This window comes from Glaciihabitans sp. INWT7 (assembly GCF_014217685.1).
Taxonomy (GTDB): Bacteria; Actinomycetota; Actinomycetes; order Actinomycetales; family Microbacteriaceae; genus Lacisediminihabitans.
Genome location: NZ_CP043653.1, coordinates 2,000,388 through 2,018,094, shown reverse-complemented (window position 1 = coordinate 2,018,094; position 17,707 = coordinate 2,000,388). Strand labels below are relative to the sequence as shown.

16 protein-coding genes are annotated in these 17,707 nt (G+C 65.4%); 12 read left to right on the top strand and 4 right to left on the bottom strand.

Features of this window, described 5'->3' with window-relative positions; genetic code table 11:
- The first annotated feature begins 7 nt into the window (after positions 1-7).
- A complete protein-coding gene (locus tag F1C58_RS09795; RefSeq protein WP_185200936.1) occupies positions 8-271 on the top strand; it encodes a DUF5652 family protein in 264 nt (87 codons plus the stop codon).
- Positions 272-402: 131 nt separating this feature from the next.
- A complete protein-coding gene (locus F1C58_RS09790; protein ID WP_185200935.1) occupies positions 403-702 on the top strand; it encodes a GIY-YIG nuclease family protein in 300 nt (99 codons plus the stop codon).
- 61 nt (positions 703-763) lie between these two features.
- Here the strand turns inward: F1C58_RS09790 and F1C58_RS09785 are convergent, their stop codons facing one another.
- A complete protein-coding gene (locus F1C58_RS09785; protein ID WP_185200934.1) occupies positions 764-1,720 on the bottom strand; it encodes a cation diffusion facilitator family transporter in 957 nt (318 codons plus the stop codon).
- Positions 1,721-1,964: 244 nt separating this feature from the next.
- Between F1C58_RS09785 and ileS the strand changes: the two genes are divergently transcribed.
- Genes ileS through ndk form a run of 4 tightly spaced genes read left to right on the top strand, consistent with a single transcriptional unit; the run spans position 1,965 to position 7,480 of the window.
- Positions 1,965-5,264 carry an isoleucine--tRNA ligase gene (gene ileS, locus F1C58_RS09780; protein ID WP_185200933.1) on the top strand — a complete coding sequence of 1,100 codons (3,300 nt, stop codon included), beginning with the start codon at positions 1,965-1,967 and terminating at the stop codon, positions 5,262-5,264.
- A complete protein-coding gene (locus F1C58_RS09775; protein ID WP_219731961.1) occupies positions 5,257-6,648 on the top strand; it encodes a folylpolyglutamate synthase/dihydrofolate synthase family protein in 1,392 nt (463 codons plus the stop codon). The genes ileS and F1C58_RS09775 overlap by 8 nt, the downstream gene beginning before the upstream one ends.
- Positions 6,645-7,055: a DUF4233 domain-containing protein gene (locus F1C58_RS09770; protein ID WP_185204094.1), complete on the top strand. Its 411-nt coding sequence runs from the start codon at positions 6,645-6,647 to the stop codon at positions 7,053-7,055. The genes F1C58_RS09775 and F1C58_RS09770 overlap by 4 nt, the downstream gene beginning before the upstream one ends.
- Before the next feature lie 8 nt (positions 7,056-7,063).
- Positions 7,064-7,480, top strand: a complete 417-nt coding sequence (ndk, locus tag F1C58_RS09765; protein WP_185200931.1) for a nucleoside-diphosphate kinase — start codon at positions 7,064-7,066, stop codon at positions 7,478-7,480.
- Between the two features lie 162 nt (positions 7,481-7,642).
- Here the strand turns inward: ndk and F1C58_RS09760 are convergent, their stop codons facing one another.
- Positions 7,643-8,533: a thioredoxin domain-containing protein gene (locus tag F1C58_RS09760; RefSeq protein WP_185200930.1), complete on the bottom strand. Its 891-nt coding sequence runs from the start codon at positions 8,531-8,533 to the stop codon at positions 7,643-7,645.
- 104 nt (positions 8,534-8,637) lie between these two features.
- Positions 8,638-9,639 carry a vitamin K epoxide reductase family protein gene (locus F1C58_RS16980; protein ID WP_255461056.1) on the bottom strand — a complete coding sequence of 334 codons (1,002 nt, stop codon included), beginning with the start codon at positions 9,637-9,639 and terminating at the stop codon, positions 8,638-8,640.
- A 420-nt stretch (positions 9,640-10,059) separates the two neighbouring features.
- Between F1C58_RS16980 and F1C58_RS09750 the strand changes: the two genes are divergently transcribed.
- The 4 genes from F1C58_RS09750 to F1C58_RS09735 are packed head-to-tail and all read left to right on the top strand — an operon-like array spanning position 10,060 to position 16,085.
- The gene (locus F1C58_RS09750; protein ID WP_185200929.1) at positions 10,060-12,861 is read left to right on the top strand and encodes an Rne/Rng family ribonuclease; all 2,802 of its coding nucleotides are present in this window, start codon (positions 10,060-10,062) and stop codon (positions 12,859-12,861) included.
- 51 nt (positions 12,862-12,912) lie between these two features.
- Positions 12,913-13,932 (top strand): permease, encoded by a 1,020-nt coding sequence (locus F1C58_RS09745; protein ID WP_370543713.1) that lies wholly within the window; start codon positions 12,913-12,915, stop codon positions 13,930-13,932.
- Entirely contained in the window at positions 13,925-14,680 is a 756-nt protein-coding gene (locus F1C58_RS09740; RefSeq protein WP_219731960.1) for a TIGR03943 family protein, read from the top strand. Before F1C58_RS09745 ends, F1C58_RS09740 begins: the two co-directional genes overlap by 8 nt.
- Positions 14,661-16,085, top strand: a complete 1,425-nt coding sequence (locus tag F1C58_RS09735; RefSeq protein WP_185200928.1) for a hypothetical protein — start codon at positions 14,661-14,663, stop codon at positions 16,083-16,085. Before F1C58_RS09740 ends, F1C58_RS09735 begins: the two co-directional genes overlap by 20 nt.
- 222 nt (positions 16,086-16,307) lie before the next feature.
- Here F1C58_RS09735 and F1C58_RS09730 read toward each other — a convergent pair whose 3' ends face one another.
- Entirely contained in the window at positions 16,308-16,580 is a 273-nt protein-coding gene (locus tag F1C58_RS09730; protein WP_185200927.1) for a DUF4031 domain-containing protein, read from the bottom strand.
- 109 nt (positions 16,581-16,689) lie between these two features.
- On the opposite strand from F1C58_RS09730, the gene F1C58_RS09725 reads away from it, so the two are divergent.
- Both F1C58_RS09725 and rplU read left to right on the top strand, forming a co-directional pair.
- Positions 16,690-17,253, top strand: a complete 564-nt coding sequence (locus F1C58_RS09725) for a hypothetical protein (RefSeq protein WP_185200926.1) — start codon at positions 16,690-16,692, stop codon at positions 17,251-17,253.
- Between the two features lie 143 nt (positions 17,254-17,396).
- On the top strand, positions 17,397-17,705 hold the full coding sequence (gene rplU, locus F1C58_RS09720; RefSeq protein WP_185200925.1) for a 50S ribosomal protein L21: 309 nt from the start codon (positions 17,397-17,399) through the stop codon (positions 17,703-17,705).
- Positions 17,706-17,707 lie beyond the last annotated feature (2 nt).

Here is a 17,707-nt window from a genome sequence, read left to right as displayed (position 1 = left end):
AAATTGGATGGACTACAAACGCCCAGAGCCCGCACAGCTCGCGCTCATTTCGTTGCTCGCGGCCTGGACCCTCGCCTGGAAGGGCGCCTCGCTGTGGCACGCCGCGAAGGATGACAGCAAACCCTGGTTCGTCGCGCTGCTGCTCAGTAACACGGCCGGCCTCCTGGACGCGCTGTACATTTTCAGGGTCAGTCGCACGCGAGAGCTCGCGGTCGAGGATGCGCGGAGCGATGACAGCTACCCGCAGCAGACCCACACCGTCGAAGACTGAGCCTCCCTCTTGGTGGTCGAGGCGGTCGCACAGCGATCCTGGGGTGGTCGAGTAGGTCGCACAGCGACCGTATCGAGACCGCTGTGGATGACTCCAGCGCACCTATGACCCCGCGCAGCACACTCTGCGGCATGCCCCTCATGTACATTCTCGAATGCGTCGACAAGTCTTTCTACGTCGGCAGCACAATTGACCTCCAAAGAAGACTCGCTCAACACATCGCTGGCGAGGGCGCCGAATACACCAAGCGGCGTCGCCCGGTGCGAATGGTATTCGCGCAAGAGTTCGTTCGTATCGACGAAGCCTTCGAGCGTGAAAAGCAGGTGCAGAACTGGGGGAGAGCGAAGCGAATTGCGCTCATCGAAGGACGATTCGGTGATCTCAACGCGCTGAGTAGAAAGCCGCCGAGGAAGTCTCCACTGGTGGAGTAGGTCGCTCCGCGACCGGCAGGGCAGCGCGGTCGGCGGGTCTCGATACGCGCCGTGGACGGCGCTACTCGACCAGCGGGAGGAGCGACGGCTCGTCCGGGGTCGACAGCGAGAGCAGGGCCTCTTCGATGTGGTCGTTCTGGCGCAGGGACTCTTCGATGCGGCGAAGCGAATAGGCCACATGTGTCTCGGTGTCGTCGCCGACGATGTCCACCGACGCCACGAGGAACACCTTGCCCGGTCCCACGTATTCGAGGTGCAGGTAGGTCACCCGCTCTATCTCCGGTCGCTCGAGCAGTCCGCCGAGCACATCGTTGCGAAGCCCGTCATCGGGATTCTCACCGATGAGGAATCGACGGTTGCGGTCGATCAGCACGATCGCGACGCCGCCGAGAAGCACCCCGACCAGAATCGAGCCGATCGCGTCGAATGCCGCGAGTCCCGTGACCTGATGCAAGAGGATGCCGAGGAACGCGAGTACGAGTCCGATGAGTGCCGCGGCATCCTCGGCGAAGACGGCCCGAAGCGTGGCATTCGAGCTGGTGAGAGCGTAGGACCCCGTGCTGATGCCGCGACGCTTACCGCCGGCCCTCGCCTGACGGAAAGCCTGGGTGAACGAGATCCCTTCGAGTACGAACGCGACGGCGAGCACGATGTACGCGATGCCGAAGTCCGTGGCATCCTCCGGCATCATGAGCTCCTGGATGCCGTGCCAGATCGAGACGACGGCCCCGGCGGTGAAGATGCCGAAGGCCGCGAACATCGACCAAACGTAGGCCTCGCGACCGAAGCCGAGCGGATGCCGATCGTCGCGCTGTCTTACCGAGCGTCGATCCGCGATGAGCAGGAAGATCTCGTTGCCGAAGTCCGCCCAAGAGTGCGCCGTCTCGGCGACCATGGAGGCGGATCCCGTGATCACCGAGGCGATGGTCTTCGCGATAGCGACCAGCAGGTTGGCGCCGAGCGCGATCACGACGGTGAGCGATCCGCCGGCGGCTGCGGGGGGAACGGCATCTGTCACCGATTCAGTCTGTCACCTCACGTAGAATTGTCTGCAACGACACCGATCCGGCAATCACCGGGGAGTCTTCGGAAGAGCGGCGGCCGCCCACGGGTGGCATCCGGGTAGAACCGAACGGGTCTGGCCCGTCATCGCCAACGAACAAGCGGTCGCCCTGCAGAGGGAGGCAAGCGGGGTGGTACCGCGTGATCCGAACCGATCGGGATCGCGTCCTCGTCCAGTTGAACGTGCGACCTGGAGAGACATGACCTACCCCCTGAGCGACGGCCCGGACGCTGGCGACGCCGGCCTGACTGCATCCCCGGACTTCCCGGCGATCGAGAACGGCATCCTCGCCTTCTGGAAGAAGGACGACACCTTCCAGGCCTCCATCGACCAGCGCGAGGGATGCTCCGAGTGGGTCTTCTACGACGGTCCGCCCTTCGCCAACGGCCTGCCGCACTACGGCCATCTGCTCACCGGCTACGCCAAGGACCTCTTCCCGCGCTACCAGACCATGCGCGGCAAGCTCGTGCACCGTCGGTTCGGTTGGGACACCCACGGCCTTCCCGCCGAGCTCGAGGCGATGCGGCAGCTCGGCATCACCGAGAAGCACCAGATCGAAGAGATGGGCATCGCGACCTTCAACGAGAAGGCTCGGGAATCGGTGCTCGAATACACCCGCGAGTGGGAGGACTACGTCACCCGCCAGGCCCGTTGGGTCGACTTCGAGAACGACTACAAGACCCTCGACATCACCTACATGGAGTCGGTCATCTGGGCATTCAAGAAGCTCTACGACAAGGGTCTGGCATACGAGGGATTCCGCGTGCTGCCGTACTGCTGGCACGATGAGACGCCGCTCTCGAACCACGAGTTGCGCATGGATGACGACGTCTACCGCATGCGGCAGGACCAGTCCGTCACCGTGACGTTCCCGCTCGACGGCGCGAAGGCGGAGTCCCTCGGACTCACCGGCGTGAAGGCGCTCGCCTGGACGACGACCCCGTGGACGCTACCCACCAACCTCGCGCTCGCCGTGGGTCCCGCCATCTCCTATGCGATCGTGCCGAGCGGTCCACTCGGGGCATCCGACGGTTCCGCCGAGGGCGTTGCGGAGTTCCTGCTCGCGGCCGACACCGTCGCCGCCTATGCGAAGGACCTCGGCTACGGCTCGCCCGAGGCCGCCGTCGAAGCCATCGGGCGAACACTGCTCGGGTCTGAGCTCGACGGGGTCACCTACGCGCGCCTCTGGGACTACTACGCGGATGTCGAGACCTGGGGCACCGGCAACGCCTGGCAGATCCTCGTGGCCGATTACGTCGCCACCGGTGAGGGCACCGGCATCGTGCACCAGGCGCCCGCCTACGGCGAAGACGACCAGATCACCTGTGCTGCGGCCGACATCCCCGTGATCATCTCCGTCGACGATGGCGGCAAATTCCTGTCCCAGATCTCGGATGTGGCGGGCCTGCAAGTCTTCGACGCCAACAAGCCGCTCGTGCAGAAGCTGCGCGCCGACGGCCGCCTGCTGCGCGTGGCGAGCTATGAACACAGCTATCCGCACTGCTGGCGCTGTAAGAATCCGCTCATCTACAAGGCGGTGTCGAGCTGGTTCGTGAGTGTCACGAAGTTCCGCGACCGCATGGTGGAGCTCAACGACCAGATCAACTGGGTGCCCGACAACGTGAAGGACGGCCAGTTCGGCAAGTGGCTGTCGAACGCCCGGGACTGGTCCATCTCGCGCAACCGCTACTGGGGATCGCCGATCCCGATCTGGAAGAGCGACGACCCGGAGTATCCGCGCGTCGACGTGTATGGATCGCTCGACGAGCTCGAGGCGGACTTCGGCGTGCGTCCCACCGACCTGCACCGCCCGTTCATCGACGACCTCACCCGGCCGAACCCCGACGACCCCACCGGCAAGTCGACGATGCGACGCATCGAAGACGTGCTCGACGTCTGGTTCGATTCCGGTTCCATGCCGTTCGCTCAGGTGCACTACCCCTTCGAGAACGCCGAGTTCTTCGAGCAGCACAACCCCGCGGACTTCATCGTCGAGTACATCGGCCAGACCCGCGGCTGGTTCTACATGCTCCACGTGCTGTCGACGGCTCTCTTCGACCGGCCGGCTTTCCGCAACGTGATCAGCCACGGCATCGTGCTCGGCAGCGACGGGCAGAAGATGTCCAAGTCGCTGCGCAACTATCCGGATGTCTCCGAGGTCTTCGATCGGGACGGCGCGGATGCCATGCGCTGGTACCTCATGTCGTCTTCGGTGATCCGCGGTGGCAACCTCGTGGTCACAGAGGAGGGCATCCGTGAGGGAGTGCGCCAGCTGATGCTGCCCCTCTGGAACAGCTACTACTTCTTCACGCTGTACGCCAACGCCGCGGGCCACACGGCCACGCTCCGCACCGACTCGACCGACGTGCTGGACCGGTACCTCCTCGCCAAGACCCGGCAGGTGATCGGGGATGTCACTGCCCATCTCGACAACCTCGACAGCCCGCTCGCCGCGAACTCTCTGCGCGACTTCGGCGACGTGCTCACCAACTGGTACGTGCGGCGCAGCCGTGGGCGCTTCTGGAGTGGCGAGAGCACCGAAGCCTTCGACACGCTCTACACCGTGCTCGAGACCCTCACGCGACTGGCGGCACCGTTGCTTCCGCTCGTCAGCGAGAAGATCTGGAAGGGACTCACGGGCGGCCGCAGCGTGCATCTCACCGACTGGCCGGATGCCGCCTCGTTCCCCGAGGACGACGCTCTCGTCGCCACGATGGACCGCGTCCGCGAGATAGCGTCCTCCGGGCTCGGCCTGCGCAAGGCCACCGGGCTGCGTGTGCGGCTTCCCCTCGCGGAGCTCACTGTCGTCGCCGAGAACTCGGCAGACCTGCGGGCCTTCGCCGACATCCTCCGCGACGAGCTCAACGTGAAGGCCGTGGTGGTGCGAGAACTCGGGGAGGAGAGCCTCGGCGAGTTCGGCATCCAGCGCAAGCTCACGGTCAACTCCCGCGCGGCCGGACCCCGCATCGGCAAGCAGGTGCAGCAGGTGATCCAGGCTGCCAAGGCCGGAGACTGGGCTCCGAGCGGCGACAACGTGATCGTCGGCGGCATCGAGTTGCTCCCCACCGAGTTCGACCTGCAGTTGCAGGCGGCGGATGACGCGCAGGCGATCACCTTCCTGCCCGGCGGCGGCTTCGTGCTGCTCGACACGGTGACCACCTGGGAGCTCGAGGCCGAGGGGCTCGCGCGTGACCTCATCCGCGGAGTGCAGGACACGCGGAAGGCGGCCGGGTTCCAGGTCAGCGACCGCATCGACCTCACCCTCTACTTCGAGTCCTCGTCAGAGCGAGCCGGCGTCGAACCCTTCGAAGCCACCATCGCCGAGGAGACCCTCGCCCTGGCGATCGATGCCGTCGAGACCGACGGGAGCGTGGAGGCGTACGCTGCCCAGCACGGTCACGCCGGGGCGTTCCGTTCCCTCATCAGGGCCGGGCAGTATGCGAACAGTGGCGACGTGCTTGTCGAAGTAACGATCCATGGAGCAGCAACCGATGTCTAAGAACCCTCTTTCCGAAGATCCAGAACTGGGAGACGACGCGCTCTTTCAGAAGGATGCCGACGCCGTCTATCAGGAGCTGCTCGCGCGCATCGGCGAGGGGCACCCGCAGCCGCGCCTGGCCGCGACGCGGCGCGTGGTCGAACTTCTCGGCGATCCGCAGCGCTCGTACCCGATCATCCACATCACCGGAACGAACGGCAAGACCTCCACGAGCCGCATCATCGAGAGCATCCTGCGCGCGTACGGCCTGCGCACCGGTCTCTTCTCGAGCCCGCATCTCGTTCGGGTGAACGAGCGCATCCTCATCGACGGCGAGCCGATCACCAACGAGGCGTTCGTGGCCAACTACCGCGACATCAAGCCATACCTCGACATGGTGGATGCCGAGCTCCGTGCCGCAGGCGACGCTCCGTTGGCGTTCTTCGAGGCCTTCACCGCGCTCGCCTACGCGAGCTTCGCAGACGCCCCGGTGGATGTCGCAGTGATCGAGGTCGGACTCGGCGGCGAGTGGGATTCCACGAATGTGGGCGACGGCCAGGTGGCGGTCTTCACCCCGATCTCGCTCGACCACACCGCCCGCCTCGGCAACACCGTCGCGCTTATCGCGGCCACCAAAGCCGGCATCATCAAGCCCGCGGCAGCGGTAGTGACGGCGACCCAGCCGGAGACGGCCCTCGCCGAACTCGAGCGGGCGAGCGAGCTGATGGAGGCGAGCCTCGCCGTGCAGGGCACCGCCTTCGAACTGCTTTCGAACACCGTCGCGGTCGGTGGCCAGGTCATCTCGGTGCGCGGGCTCGCCGGCACCTACGACGACCTCTTCCTTCCGCTGTTCGGGGATCACCAGGCCCAGAACGCCGCCGTCGCGATCGCGGCGGTCGAGTCCTTCCTCGGGGGAGGGCAGCAGACCCTGGTGGGGGATGTGCTCACCGAAGGCATCGCGACCGCGTCTTCGCCCGGACGCCTGCAGGTCATCGGCATCGAGCCGACCGTGATCATCGATGCCGCACACAACCCCGATGGAGCTCAGTCTCTCGCGGCGGCACTCGGCACCTACTTCACCTTCGATGAGGTGGCCATCGTGCTCGGCGTGCTCGACGACAAGGACGCGCGCTCGATAGTGGCGGCTCTCGCGCCGGTGGCCGAGGTCATCCTCGTGACGGCCTCGAGCTCCGAGCGGGCTGTGCCCGTCGATGACCTGGCGGAGATCGTGCGCGAGGTGGCCCCCGAGACCTCCGTGGACGACTACGACTCCCCGGGCGAAGCGATTGCGGCCGCCCGGGCCTGGGCAGAAAAGGCCCCGCGCCGCGGTGTCGTCATCACCGGGTCGATCACTCTCATCGGCGACGCCCTGGTGCTCGCCGCGGATGAGGGTTGGAAACGATGACGGGGGCGGATGGCGCCCGCGCGCCTCGCACGCGGGTGCGGCGAGAGCGTTCCGCAAGCGAATCGCTGCTCTCCATCGCGCTCCTCCTCGAGGCCGTGCTGGTCTTCTTCGTGGTGATGGTGGCCTTCGGCCTCCAGGTGCTTCCCACCCCGGCAGTGTTCGGCGGGGGAGCGTTGCTCGTCGTACTGCTGATCGTCGCAGGCAGGCTCGCCGGGCGACCGCCCGGCGTCTGGCTGGGCTGGGCACTCCAAGTCGTGCTGATCGCCCTCGGCATCCTGTTGCCGCTGATGTATTTCATCGGAGCGATCTTCGCGGCGATCTGGATCTACTGCTTCGTCACCGGTCGTCGTCTCGACCGCGGCAAGGCCGCCTATCTGCTCGACAACCCGTCCACCCCCAACAATTAGGAGCCCCCATGAGCACCGAAGAAACCCTCGTCCTGGTCAAGCCGGACGGCGTATCCCGCAACCTCACCGGCGAGATCCTGCGCCGTATCGAAGCGAAGGGCTACCAGCTCGTCGACATCAAGCTCGTTCAGGCGAGCCGCGAACTCCTGGCCAAGCACTACGAGGAGCATGTCGGAAAGCCCTTCTATGAACCTCTCATCGAGTTCATGGAGAGTGGCGCGATCGTCGCGCTGCGAGTCACCGGCGAGCGGGTGATCGAAGGCTTCCGATCCCTCGCCGGCACGACCGATCCCACCACCGCGGCTCCCGGCACGATCCGCGGGGATCTCGGACGCGACTGGGGGCTCCGTGTGCAGCAGAACCTCGTGCACGGGTCGGACTCGTCAGAATCCGCCGAGCGCGAGCTCGCCCTCTGGTTCGACTAAGCGGTTCGTCTGACCGGTTCGTCCGGGCGGTTCGACTGACCGGTTCGACCGGGCGGTTCGACTGACCGGTTCGACCGAGCCTTCGTCGACCCGCGAGGCACGACCTCGCACGGTTCCGGGCATCCGGAGCGTGCGGAGTCGTGCCCCGAGTCTGCCCGGCGCCTAGGGCGTGGGGGTCGAGCTGGGTGACGGGGTGATTCCGGCGGCGCTCGCGGCGAAGGAGATGAAGTCTCCGGTGCCATCCCAGCGCTTTCCGTTGACGAGAACCGTCGGGGTGGAGAACCCACCGGCCGCGGGGTTCACGAGCGACGCCGTGCTCGTGGTGACCTGCGTGGACTTGCTCACCCACGACTTGAACTTCTCGCTGTCGATGCAGCTGTTCACCGCGGGATCGGTGATTCCGCCCTCTGCCACGAGCGCCTTGATCTCTTTGTCGGTGAGGCCAGAGGTGCCCTCGGTGGGCTGCTTGTCGTAGAAGACGGTCTGGGCGTCGAGGAACTTCGCCGGGTCGTAATTGGCGATGCAGGCGGCCGCATTAGCGGCGCGGCTCGCATAACGGCTCGTGAGGTAGTTGCGGTCGAGAATCGAGACGGGATGCACCTCGAGGGTGGCCGATCCGCTCGCGACGAGCTGCTGGATCTGTGCCGCGTAGGTGGCTTCGAAGGATTTGCAGGCCGGGCAGGCCCAGTCCACGTAGGTGACGATGTGGGCGAGCCCGTCGGAGGTGTCGGTCTTCGTCGCTTTCGGCTTGCCGTCTGCTGCGGCCGCTGCGGTGGTCGTGGGCGTTGCCACACCGCCATTGCCGGTGAAGAGGATTCCGCTGCTCGCCATGTTCTTCGGGCCGGGAGCCCCCGGTGCGGCGGGCTGCACGACGATCGCCACCACTATGGCGATGACAGCGAGGATCGCGACACCGATCCCGCCCTGCAGCAGGATCTTGTTGCGACGCTGGCGCTTATTCTCGGCCTCGCGTTCGATGCGGGCAGTCTCGCGGGCGGCCTCCCGTCGATCCTTCTTGCCCTGCGGGGAGTTTGCGGTGCCGGAAGCAGCCATGTGTCGGTTACCAACGTTCTGTGAGATGGACGAAAATCTGGGCAGAAATTACGGGGTGAAGCTGGGACGGATCATGGTGGAGGCTGAGTGTTCACCGGCGGAGTTCAGAGGCGATGGATGACGTCGAGCTGAACCTGCGCGATCGCGGCGACCGCCACATAGCTCACGAGGGTGATGAGGGGCACGTATCCGTAGGCTGCCGCGCCGAGATCGCGCAGGCGTGCCGATACGGGAATGTGTCCGGACTTCAGGTTGAAGAAAGTGATCAGCCAGAACGAGGGGATCACCACCGACCAGGTGGCCATGCACCACGGGCAGAGAGTTCCGAGCACGAAGATGCTCTCCGTGATCAGGAAGATCACGAAGACGAGGGCGAGGGTGATGCCCACATTGAGCGCGATCCAGAACCAGCGCGCGAAGGTGGCGCCGCTGATGATGAGCACGGCGATCATGAACATGGCCATCCACCCGCCCACGCCGATGAGCGGGTTGGGAAAGCCGAACAGGGAGCCCTGCCACGAGGAGAGATTCTTGCCGCACTGCACGAGGACGCTCACGTTGCACGACGGCGCGACATCCGGTGTGGTGAAGGTGCCGACCTTGTCGACGGTGAGGCGGAACGCCGCGAAGAACCCGGCGACGGATGCCACGGCCAGGAACATCCCGAGTTCGAGGGGTCGCCCGTCCCGGCGAAAGTGTGGCACGGACAGCGCGAAGACGAGGGCCATGAGCACGAGCTGCGCGGCGAGAAGCCACGAAACGGTGAGCTGTGGCACGACCGCGAGATACAGGGCCCAGGCCTGGAAGAGCACTCCGACGGCGAATATCGTGCCGAGGGCGCGCCACCAGCCTGCCGAGATGCTGGCACCGGCGAGCCGCGCGGCGCCGACCGTGAGCGCGATGACGAAGAGGGCCATCGAGAAGGCCGATGACGGGTAGCCGAGCTCGTTGTCGGCGCCGAGGAGCTTGGGGATACCGCTCGCCGACTCGATGCCCACGAAGGCGATCGCCGTGCTTGCGAAGGAGACGAGAACCCCCGCGGCGCCGGTCGCCGTGAGGAGAAGAGTGCCACGACGGGAGGGAGTCGCCGGTGGGGTCGTGGTCACCCTGAGGATTATTGCATGAGCCAAATGCGGCGTAACTGGCAAGGCATGCGATAATTTGGAGAAGTCATGCGAGCCGCGCTCGATATGACGCCAAAGAATGCTTACCGGGCACTGTGTGACGAAACCTGAGGGTTGCCGAACACAACACCGGGCCGCGCTGAATCGGCTTCGATCCGCCCAAGGATCGATCCCCATCGAGAGCGTGTCGGATAGCGAGTTCCGAACAGAATCACCAAGACAAGCGAACGAGACCAGAGCCAGCCCCAGCGTGTCACAGCGACCGGGGGCCGGGGTTCGGTTTCAGAGCGAAGAATTAGCGGCACATCGACCGAGGCCAGAACCGCCGGAGTCGAGAACCGCGACGAGAGAGTACCCGACGGGTCGCGCGGCTTCCCGTACCGGGCTAGGAGTGCACCAGCGATGGTGGAGACAACTACAAACAACAACGACGGTTCGGCCCAGAACGAACCGAAGAAGCGTTCGCGCCTCTTCGGCTCACGTCGGGCCTCAAAGGCCACGGCCGCTCCGGAACCGGCTGCTGACGTTCAACCGGTGAAAGCTCCGGAACCCGCAGCGGCGGCCTCGCAGCCGGCGGCATCTGCCGCTCCCCAGTCCGATGCAGCGCCGGCCACAGTGGCGGCTCCCCGGCAAGCGAAGGCCGAGCAGCCCCAGGGTGCAGCGGGCAGCGACGCCGCAGCGGCGACCTCCGAGGCCCCGGCCAAGCGCGCTCCGGCCCGCCGGCCCGCGGCGAAGCAGGATGCCGTGAAGTCCGACGATTCGACTGGCGAGAAGGCGACCGAGCCGACGCCCGCCGCGACGAAGAAGGCGCCGATCGCGCGCCCGACCACGTCCCTGCTCTTCCAGGCGCCCGACCTGCCGGTGCTCCCACCGCGGCCGGACCGGGACGACGACTTCGACGACGAGCCGAGAGACAACACCAGGTCGTCACGCAATTCGCGTAACAGCCGCAACGATCGAAGCAACGACCGAAGTAACGACCGAAACGACGATCGCAACACTGACCGCGACCAGCGGGACGACGACGGAGAGCAGACGACGCTGCGCCGCCGTTCACGCCGTCGTGCCGGGGATGAAGACCGCGATTCGAGCGGTGGCAACTCGGGCAACTCCAACCCGACCAACACCGTCGTCAAGGTGCGCACTCCCCGCCCGGCGCCAGAACTCAGCAACGAACCGACCAAGGTGCGTGGCTCCACCCGCCTCGAAGCCAAGAAGCAGCGCCGGCGCGACGGACGCGACGCCGGTCGCCGCCGCCCGGTCATCACGGAAGCCGAATTCCTTGCCCGCCGGGAGAGCGTCGATCGCAAGATGGTCGTGCGCTCCAAGTTCAACCGCATCCAGATCGGCGTGCTCGAAGACGGCGTGCTGGTGGAGCACTACGTGGCCAAGGCCGCAGACGCCAGCCTCATCGGCAACGTCTACCTCGGTCGCGTGCAGAACGTGCTTCCGAGCATGGAGGCTGCCTTCGTCGACATCGGGCGCGGTCGCAACGCCGTGCTCTACTCCGGCGAGGTCGACTGGGAGGCCGCCGCGGAGAACTCCGCCGACGGCAAGAGCCAGGCCCGACGCATCGAGCTCGCCCTCAAGCCGGGCGACAAGGTGCTCGTGCAGGTGACGAAGGATCCGGTCGGCCATAAGGGCGCCCGTCTCACCAGCCAGGTCAGCCTGCCAGGTCGCTACCTCGTGTATGTGCCCAACGGCTCGATGAACGGCATCAGCCGCAAGCTCCCCGACACAGAGCGCGCTCGTCTCAAGAAGATTCTCAAAGAGGTGCTCCCCGAGAATGTCGGTGTCATCGTGCGAACCGCTGCCGAAGGCGCCACCGACGAGCAGCTCACCCTCGACGTCAACCGTCTCACCGCCCAGTGGGCCGCGATCAGCGCCACCCTTGAGACGGTGCAGGCTCCTGCCCTGCTGCACAGCGAGCCCGACCTGCTGGTCAAGATCGTGCGCGACGTCTTCAACGAGGACTTCCACGAGCTGGTCATCGAGGGCGAGGATGCCGAAGCCACGATCAAGACCTACCTCTCGCAGGTGGCCCCCGATCTCGTCGACCGTCTCAAGACCTACGAAGGCACCGTCGACTCGTTCGACGAGTACCGCATCACCGAGCAGATCGAGAAGGCTCTCGACCGCAAGGTATGGCTGCCGTCGGGTGGTTCGCTGGTCATCGACCGCACCGAAGCCATGACCGTCGTCGACGTCAACACCGGCAAGTTCGTCGGCTCGGGCGGAAACCTCGAAGAGACGGTCACGAAGAACAACCTCGAGTCGGCGGAAGAGATCGTGCGCCAGTTGCGTCTGCGCGATATCGGCGGCATCATCGTCGTCGACTTCATCGACATGGTGCTCGAGTCGAACCGCGACCTGGTGTTGCGTCGGCTCGTCGAGTGCCTGAGCCGCGACCGCACCAAGCACCAGGTGGCCGAGGTCACCTCGCTCGGGCTCGTGCAGATGACGCGCAAGAAGCTGGGGCTCGGCCTCATCGAGTCGTTCAGCGAACCCTGCGAGTTCTGTGCGGGACGCGGCATCATCATCCATCACGACCCGGTAGTGCGTCACCGCCAGTCGGCCCAGCCCGAGACGCCCCGTCGCGGACGCGGCAAAGGCGGCAACGGCAACGGCAACAATGATTCCGGGCGCTCCAACGGATCGTCGAACAATAGTTCGTCGGCCACGCAGAAGCCCAACGGTGGAACGCACGCCATCACCGACGACGTGAAGAACGCCCTCGCCCAGATCGCTGCCTCCACCATCGCGCACGCGCACGTCGACGAGCCCGCAGCCGTGGTCTCCGAGGCTCGGGCCGAGGATGTCGCGGCATCCGCGGTCGCCACCGAGGCCGCTCCGGCAGCCGCTGTCGATTCTGCCCAGGTCGAGGCCGTCACCATCGCGGCGGCCGAGGCCGCCGTCGAGATCCTGGACATCCCGGTCAAGAAGAACTCGCGGGGACCGCGACGCATCTCCACCCACGATGCCGAGCAGATCCTCGATTCGGTGCTCGATGCCCTTCCCGAGCCGAAGCAGCCGGGGCAGGGGCGCTCACGCGTCTCTCGCCGTGCCTCCAGCGCCGGTACCGTTCGAACCACCGAGCAGTCCGAGCAGTCCGAGGGTTCCGAGCAGTCCGAGGGTTCCGCGCAGTCCGAGGGTTCCGCGCAGTCTGAGGGTTCCGCGCAGTCTGAGGGTTCCGCGCAAGAGTAGCGAGCCGGGGTGGCGCCGACAGCGTCACGTCGTAGGATTCCGCAGGTGGGCATCCGGGTAGCAGAGCGCGAGCGAAGCGCCATCCGGAGGCCCACCATCGCGGGACTGACCGTGGGACTCGTCGGTATCGTCGCCGTGTTTCTCGTTCGCGCGCTGACGCCGGCTCTCGGCCCGTGGTCGCTTCCCCATCGCGTACAGGATCTCCTCACGCTGTCCATCAGCGTGATCATCGAATCCCTTCCGTTCGTGATTCTGGGGATCGTGTTGTCGATCCTGGTGCAGCTCTGGGTTCCCGATCGCTGGATCATGCGGATCCTTCCGCACAATGCCTTCCTGCGGCGCGCTGTGATCTCCTTCCTCGGCATCTTCCTGCCGGTCTGCGAGTGCGGCAACGTGCCCCTGGCGCGCGGACTTATGGTGAAGGGGTTCACGGTCTCCGAGTCGATGACCTTTCTCCTTGCCGCGCCGATCGTGAATCCGATCACCATCCTTACTACCGGGCAGGCCTTCGGTTTCGACAGCTGGATCTTCGTGGCACGCCTGGTGGGCGGATTCGTGATCGCCAATGTGATCGGATGGCTCTTCTCGAAGCATCCGGACCAGGACAGCCTGCTCACCGAGCGCTTCGCCGCCGAGTGCCGGCTGCCCGACTCGCACGAACACGATGAGACCCGCTGGCAGAAGAGCGTCGAGCTCTTCACCCGCGAGAGCAGCGTGATCATGCCGGCCCTGTTCATCGGGTCGCTCATCGCCGGGCTCGTGCAGGTGGCGGTGCCCCGGGCTGTATTGCTGAGCCTGGGCAGCAATCCGCTCTGGTCGATCCTCGCGATGATGGTGCTTGCGTTCGTGATCTCCGTCTGCTCGAACGTGGACTCGTTCTTCATCCTGCCGTTCGCGAGCACCTTCATGCCGGGTTCCATCGCGGTGTTCCTCGTCTTCGGACCGATCATCGACATCAAGATGCTCACCCTCATGCGCACCACCTTCCGGGCGAAGGTGCTGGTGCAACTCACCGTGATCGTGGGCTTGCTGAGCGCCCTGATCGGATTGGTCGTGAATTATCTTGCCTAGGTTTACCCGGTGGCAGGGCCTCGCCCTCTGCGTCGCGGCGCTCGTCTCCACGGTCTGGCTGGCCGTGACCAACCAGCTCATCCTCTACATCCACCCGCGATACATCGTGTTCACCGTGATCATGGCTGGGCTGGGGCTCGCGCTCGTCGTGGCCAGCTTCTGGAAGTCGCCGAAGCCGGATGACCACGACCACGGCGAGCCGAGCCCCCGGGGCTACCGCAGAGCGATCTCTGTTGCCGGCACGGCGGTCACCCTCGTGGTCGCTGTCGCTCTCGTCGTCGTGCCGCCCGCGACCCTGACCACGGCTACCGCAGACCAGCGGGTGATAAACAGCACCCAGGTGGGCTCCGGCACGAAGACTGTGGACTCGGCAGCATCCGCTCCCGCCGGCGCGTTCGCGCGCTTCACTGTTCTCGACTGGTCGTCACTCCTGCGCCAGACGACCGACGCGGGCTTCTACCGCGATAAGACGGCGAACGTGGTCGGATTTATCACCAAGGACTCGGATGACCCCCAGAACGTCTTCTATGTCTCCCGTTTCGTGATCACCTGCTGTGCCGTCGACGCGCAGCCAGTGGGTGTGCCGGTGTACCTGCCCAACTGGCAGGACCGCTTCGCTGCCGACCAGTGGGTGAAGGTCAGCGGATCCTTCGAGACCAACCCGAGCACGAAGAGCCAGCAGTCCATCGCGCTCGTGCCCACCGCGACGACGAAGGTGACTAAGCCGAGTGAGCCATACCTCTACTGACGGCGCTGATGCTGCCGACGGGACGGCCGGGCAGTTCCGTCGAGCCCTCGCGATCACGGTCATCGCCCTGGTGATCCTCGTCGCGGGATTCGCCGGCCTCAACTACCTTCAGGGGCCGAAGTTGTCGAGCGGAAGCGTCGATACCGATCGTGTGGTCGCTCAGGCCGGACAGCAGCTGCGGCTCTTCGCCAACCAGAGCATCGTGGACGTCGCGAAAAAGCACGTTTCGGTGACTCCGGCGGTGCCATTCACGGTGAGCACCTCAGGGGCCGTCATCGCTGTGCAGTTCACGGACCGACTTCGCTATGCCACCAGATACTCGGTGCGGGTGTCGGGTGTCGCCAACGCGTTTCAGCCGCGAGAGTCGACCTTCGATTATGCGTTCACCACAGCTCCCGCCGAGATCTACTATCTCGATCGCGCCGACCCGTCGGCCGGGGTCGGGCAGCAAGATTCGATTATCCGAACCGGGCTGCGCGGCAGTGAGCGAACCGTTGTCTACTCGGCGCCGCGCATCCAGCAATTCGTGGTCTTCGCCCAGGCGATCGCAGTCACGACTCTCGCCGACGACGGCACCAGTTCGCTCTCTCTGGTGGGGCTGTCCAGCAAACTGGTGGAGCAGATCGTGCTGCCGTCTCCGGGCACCATCGATCAAATGCAGGGTGAGTCGGATGCGGCACTGCTCGGCTTCGCCTTCACGAGCGCTGGTCCCGCGTTCTCGCGCCAGCACAACTCCGTGCTCATGCGCATCGATCTCACGGGAGCGCATACTGTGACCCCGGTGCTCGACCTCGCCGGAAAGCCTCTGGGAGTGCTGGACTGGAGCTTTCTCGGCGGCACGACAAGCATCGTCGCCCAGGGCGAGGACCAGACCGTGCTGCTGATCGATGCCGCCAAGGTCGGACCGCCCGTTCCACTCGGCCAGTACACCGGTCTGGGGCGGAGTTCGCCCGACGGCAAGACGATCGTCGTAAGTGATGTCTTCGGCAAGATCGCCTACTCTCTCGCTGACGGCAAGGAGACGCGCCTTCCGTCGCTGCCGATCGCCGGGGCATCGACCTACGGCGGCGATGTCGCGCTGCTCGGACGCGGCACCGCCCGGGTGCAGCAGGTCGCCGTGTTCGATTCCTCGACGGGCGGCAGGTTTCAGAGCTATCTGGTCTATGAGGACGGTACGACCGCGCGGGTGCTCTACCAGTCGAAGGACGATGCCGGCAGCATCGAGGACTTCAGCATTTCGCCAAACGGCCAGTTCGTGGCGGTGAACGTGATTCCGGACTATGCGAACAGTATCTCGGACGGCTACCCGGTAGACGCGCAGTCCACCTCGATCTCGACAGTCTTCATCGACATCACGAGCGGAGCCGTCGTGCGCAGCGTGGAAGGCTTCGACGAAAGCTGGTAACCGTTGGCACTGGGTGCCGCCGTGGCGGGGGATACGACTTATCGCGGACTGTGCTTTTCGTCGCTGCGTGACGTGCGACTCTTTCCGAGCGGGAATCTCCCCGCCGGGCGAGGTGCCCGCCAGGTCAAGAGGTAGCGGCTGGCGCCCCGGGAGAGCCGCAAAGGGCCATCATGGCGAGAATGTGTCGTGCGGCTGGGTGTCGGGCGGCCGGGCGTCGGGCGGCTAGAGTCGGCCACGATCTCGCTGGGACACCCGCAGCCCGCTATCCCTCAGCCGCTCCACGAGCTGCCGGATGCTCACCGGTTCCGCCCCGGCCGCCACCAGCTCGTCATAGCGGCCCTCCGGCACGTCATAGTGATCCAGATCGAAGCCGCGCCGGGGGATTCCCATCCGGCCCGCGAACTCGTGTAATTCCTCGAGGGAACTGTCACTCACCAGGTGAGACCAGAGCACGTCGTGGGCTGGCCACCTAGGCTGGTCGATCAGGATGGTCACAAGCCGATTCTAAACAGCGCTGATCGTCGACCGCGCTGATCCTCAACAGCGCCGACCACAGGCGGCGCCGTTTCCCATCAAGAAGATCTCACCAGGAAGGATGCGCGGGATGACTTCACTAGCCCATCGCGTCGTGCGCCAACACGGCTTCCTCGTCGCGCTTGCCTCTGCCCTCGTCGTGCTGGCCGTCAGCCTGATTCAGAACGTACTGAATGCCTTGATCGGCCAACTCACCTTCCTCGGGTCGAGCAGTGTGCCGGCCTGGCAGTGGTGGGCGGGATATGCCACGCAATTCGCCACCGTCGCCGTTCCGCTGTCGATCGGGGTGTTCCTCAGCTTCTGGTTCATCGCGCCGATCGGCCCCGAGCTGCATGTGGTCCACGTGATCACGCGCTCGGTGCTCGCGGCGGCCGTCGGCGGCATCCTGATTTTCGCGGTGATGCTCGCCACGAACGGATTCACTCTGGTGACGAACGGCCTGATGGGCCAGATCCGCCTGCCCGCCGACGCGGGGGAGCGGGTGTTGCAGGCGCTCGGGTTCTCCGCGGCGACCGCAGGGCAGCAGTTCTTGAGCGTCGCGCCACTCGTCATCCTCGTGGGAGTGCTGCTGCGGATGTGGCTGGAACGGCATCCCTCCGAACACGAGATCGTCGGCATCGTCGACACGGCCTGAACACGCCCCGCAGCGTTTGACCGCGGCCGCGATAATCGACTATTGTTGACCTTCGGTGTGTGCTGGGCTAAGCCCGCAACCGAATGCACACCAAGACTTCTGCCGAAATCATCGGCAACAGTTCATAGAGTTAGGGTTCCCAAGTGGTTTACGCAGTTGTGCGCGCCGGTGGTCGGCAGGAAAAGATCGAGGTCGGCAGCATTGTCGTTCTCGACCGCATCAAGGCAGACAAAGACGGCAACGTCGAGCTCGTGCCGGTCTTGCTGGTCGACGGCGACACCATCACGCATGACGCGTCGGCTCTCGCGAAGGTGAAGGTGACCGCTGAGGTCGTCGGCGACCTCCGCGGCCCGAAGATCGTCATCCAGAAGTTCAAGAACAAGACCGGGTACAAGAAGCGCCAGGGCCACCGCCAGGAGCTCACCCGCATCAAGATCACCAGCATTAAGTAACT

Bases quoted from the DNA above. Each gene is read 5' to 3' on its own strand.
- F1C58_RS09795 (WP_185200936.1), top strand. From the start codon at position 8: ATGGACTACAAACGCCCAGAGCCCGCACAGCTCGCGCTCATTTCGTTG.
- F1C58_RS09790 (WP_185200935.1), top strand. From the start codon at position 403: ATGCCCCTCATGTACATTCTCGAATGCGTCGACAAGTCTTTCTACGTC.
- ileS (WP_185200933.1), top strand. From the start codon at position 1,965: ATGACCTACCCCCTGAGCGACGGCCCGGACGCTGGCGACGCCGGCCTG.
- F1C58_RS09775 (WP_219731961.1), top strand. From the start codon at position 5,257: ATGTCTAAGAACCCTCTTTCCGAAGATCCAGAACTGGGAGACGACGCG.
- F1C58_RS09770 (WP_185204094.1), top strand. From the start codon at position 6,645: ATGACGGGGGCGGATGGCGCCCGCGCGCCTCGCACGCGGGTGCGGCGA.
- ndk (WP_185200931.1), top strand. From the start codon at position 7,064: ATGAGCACCGAAGAAACCCTCGTCCTGGTCAAGCCGGACGGCGTATCC.
- F1C58_RS09760 (WP_185200930.1), bottom strand. From the start codon at position 8,533: ATGGCTGCTTCCGGCACCGCAAACTCCCCGCAGGGCAAGAAGGATCGA.
- F1C58_RS09750 (WP_185200929.1), top strand. From the start codon at position 10,060: ATGGTGGAGACAACTACAAACAACAACGACGGTTCGGCCCAGAACGAA.
- F1C58_RS09725 (WP_185200926.1), top strand. From the start codon at position 16,690: ATGACTTCACTAGCCCATCGCGTCGTGCGCCAACACGGCTTCCTCGTC.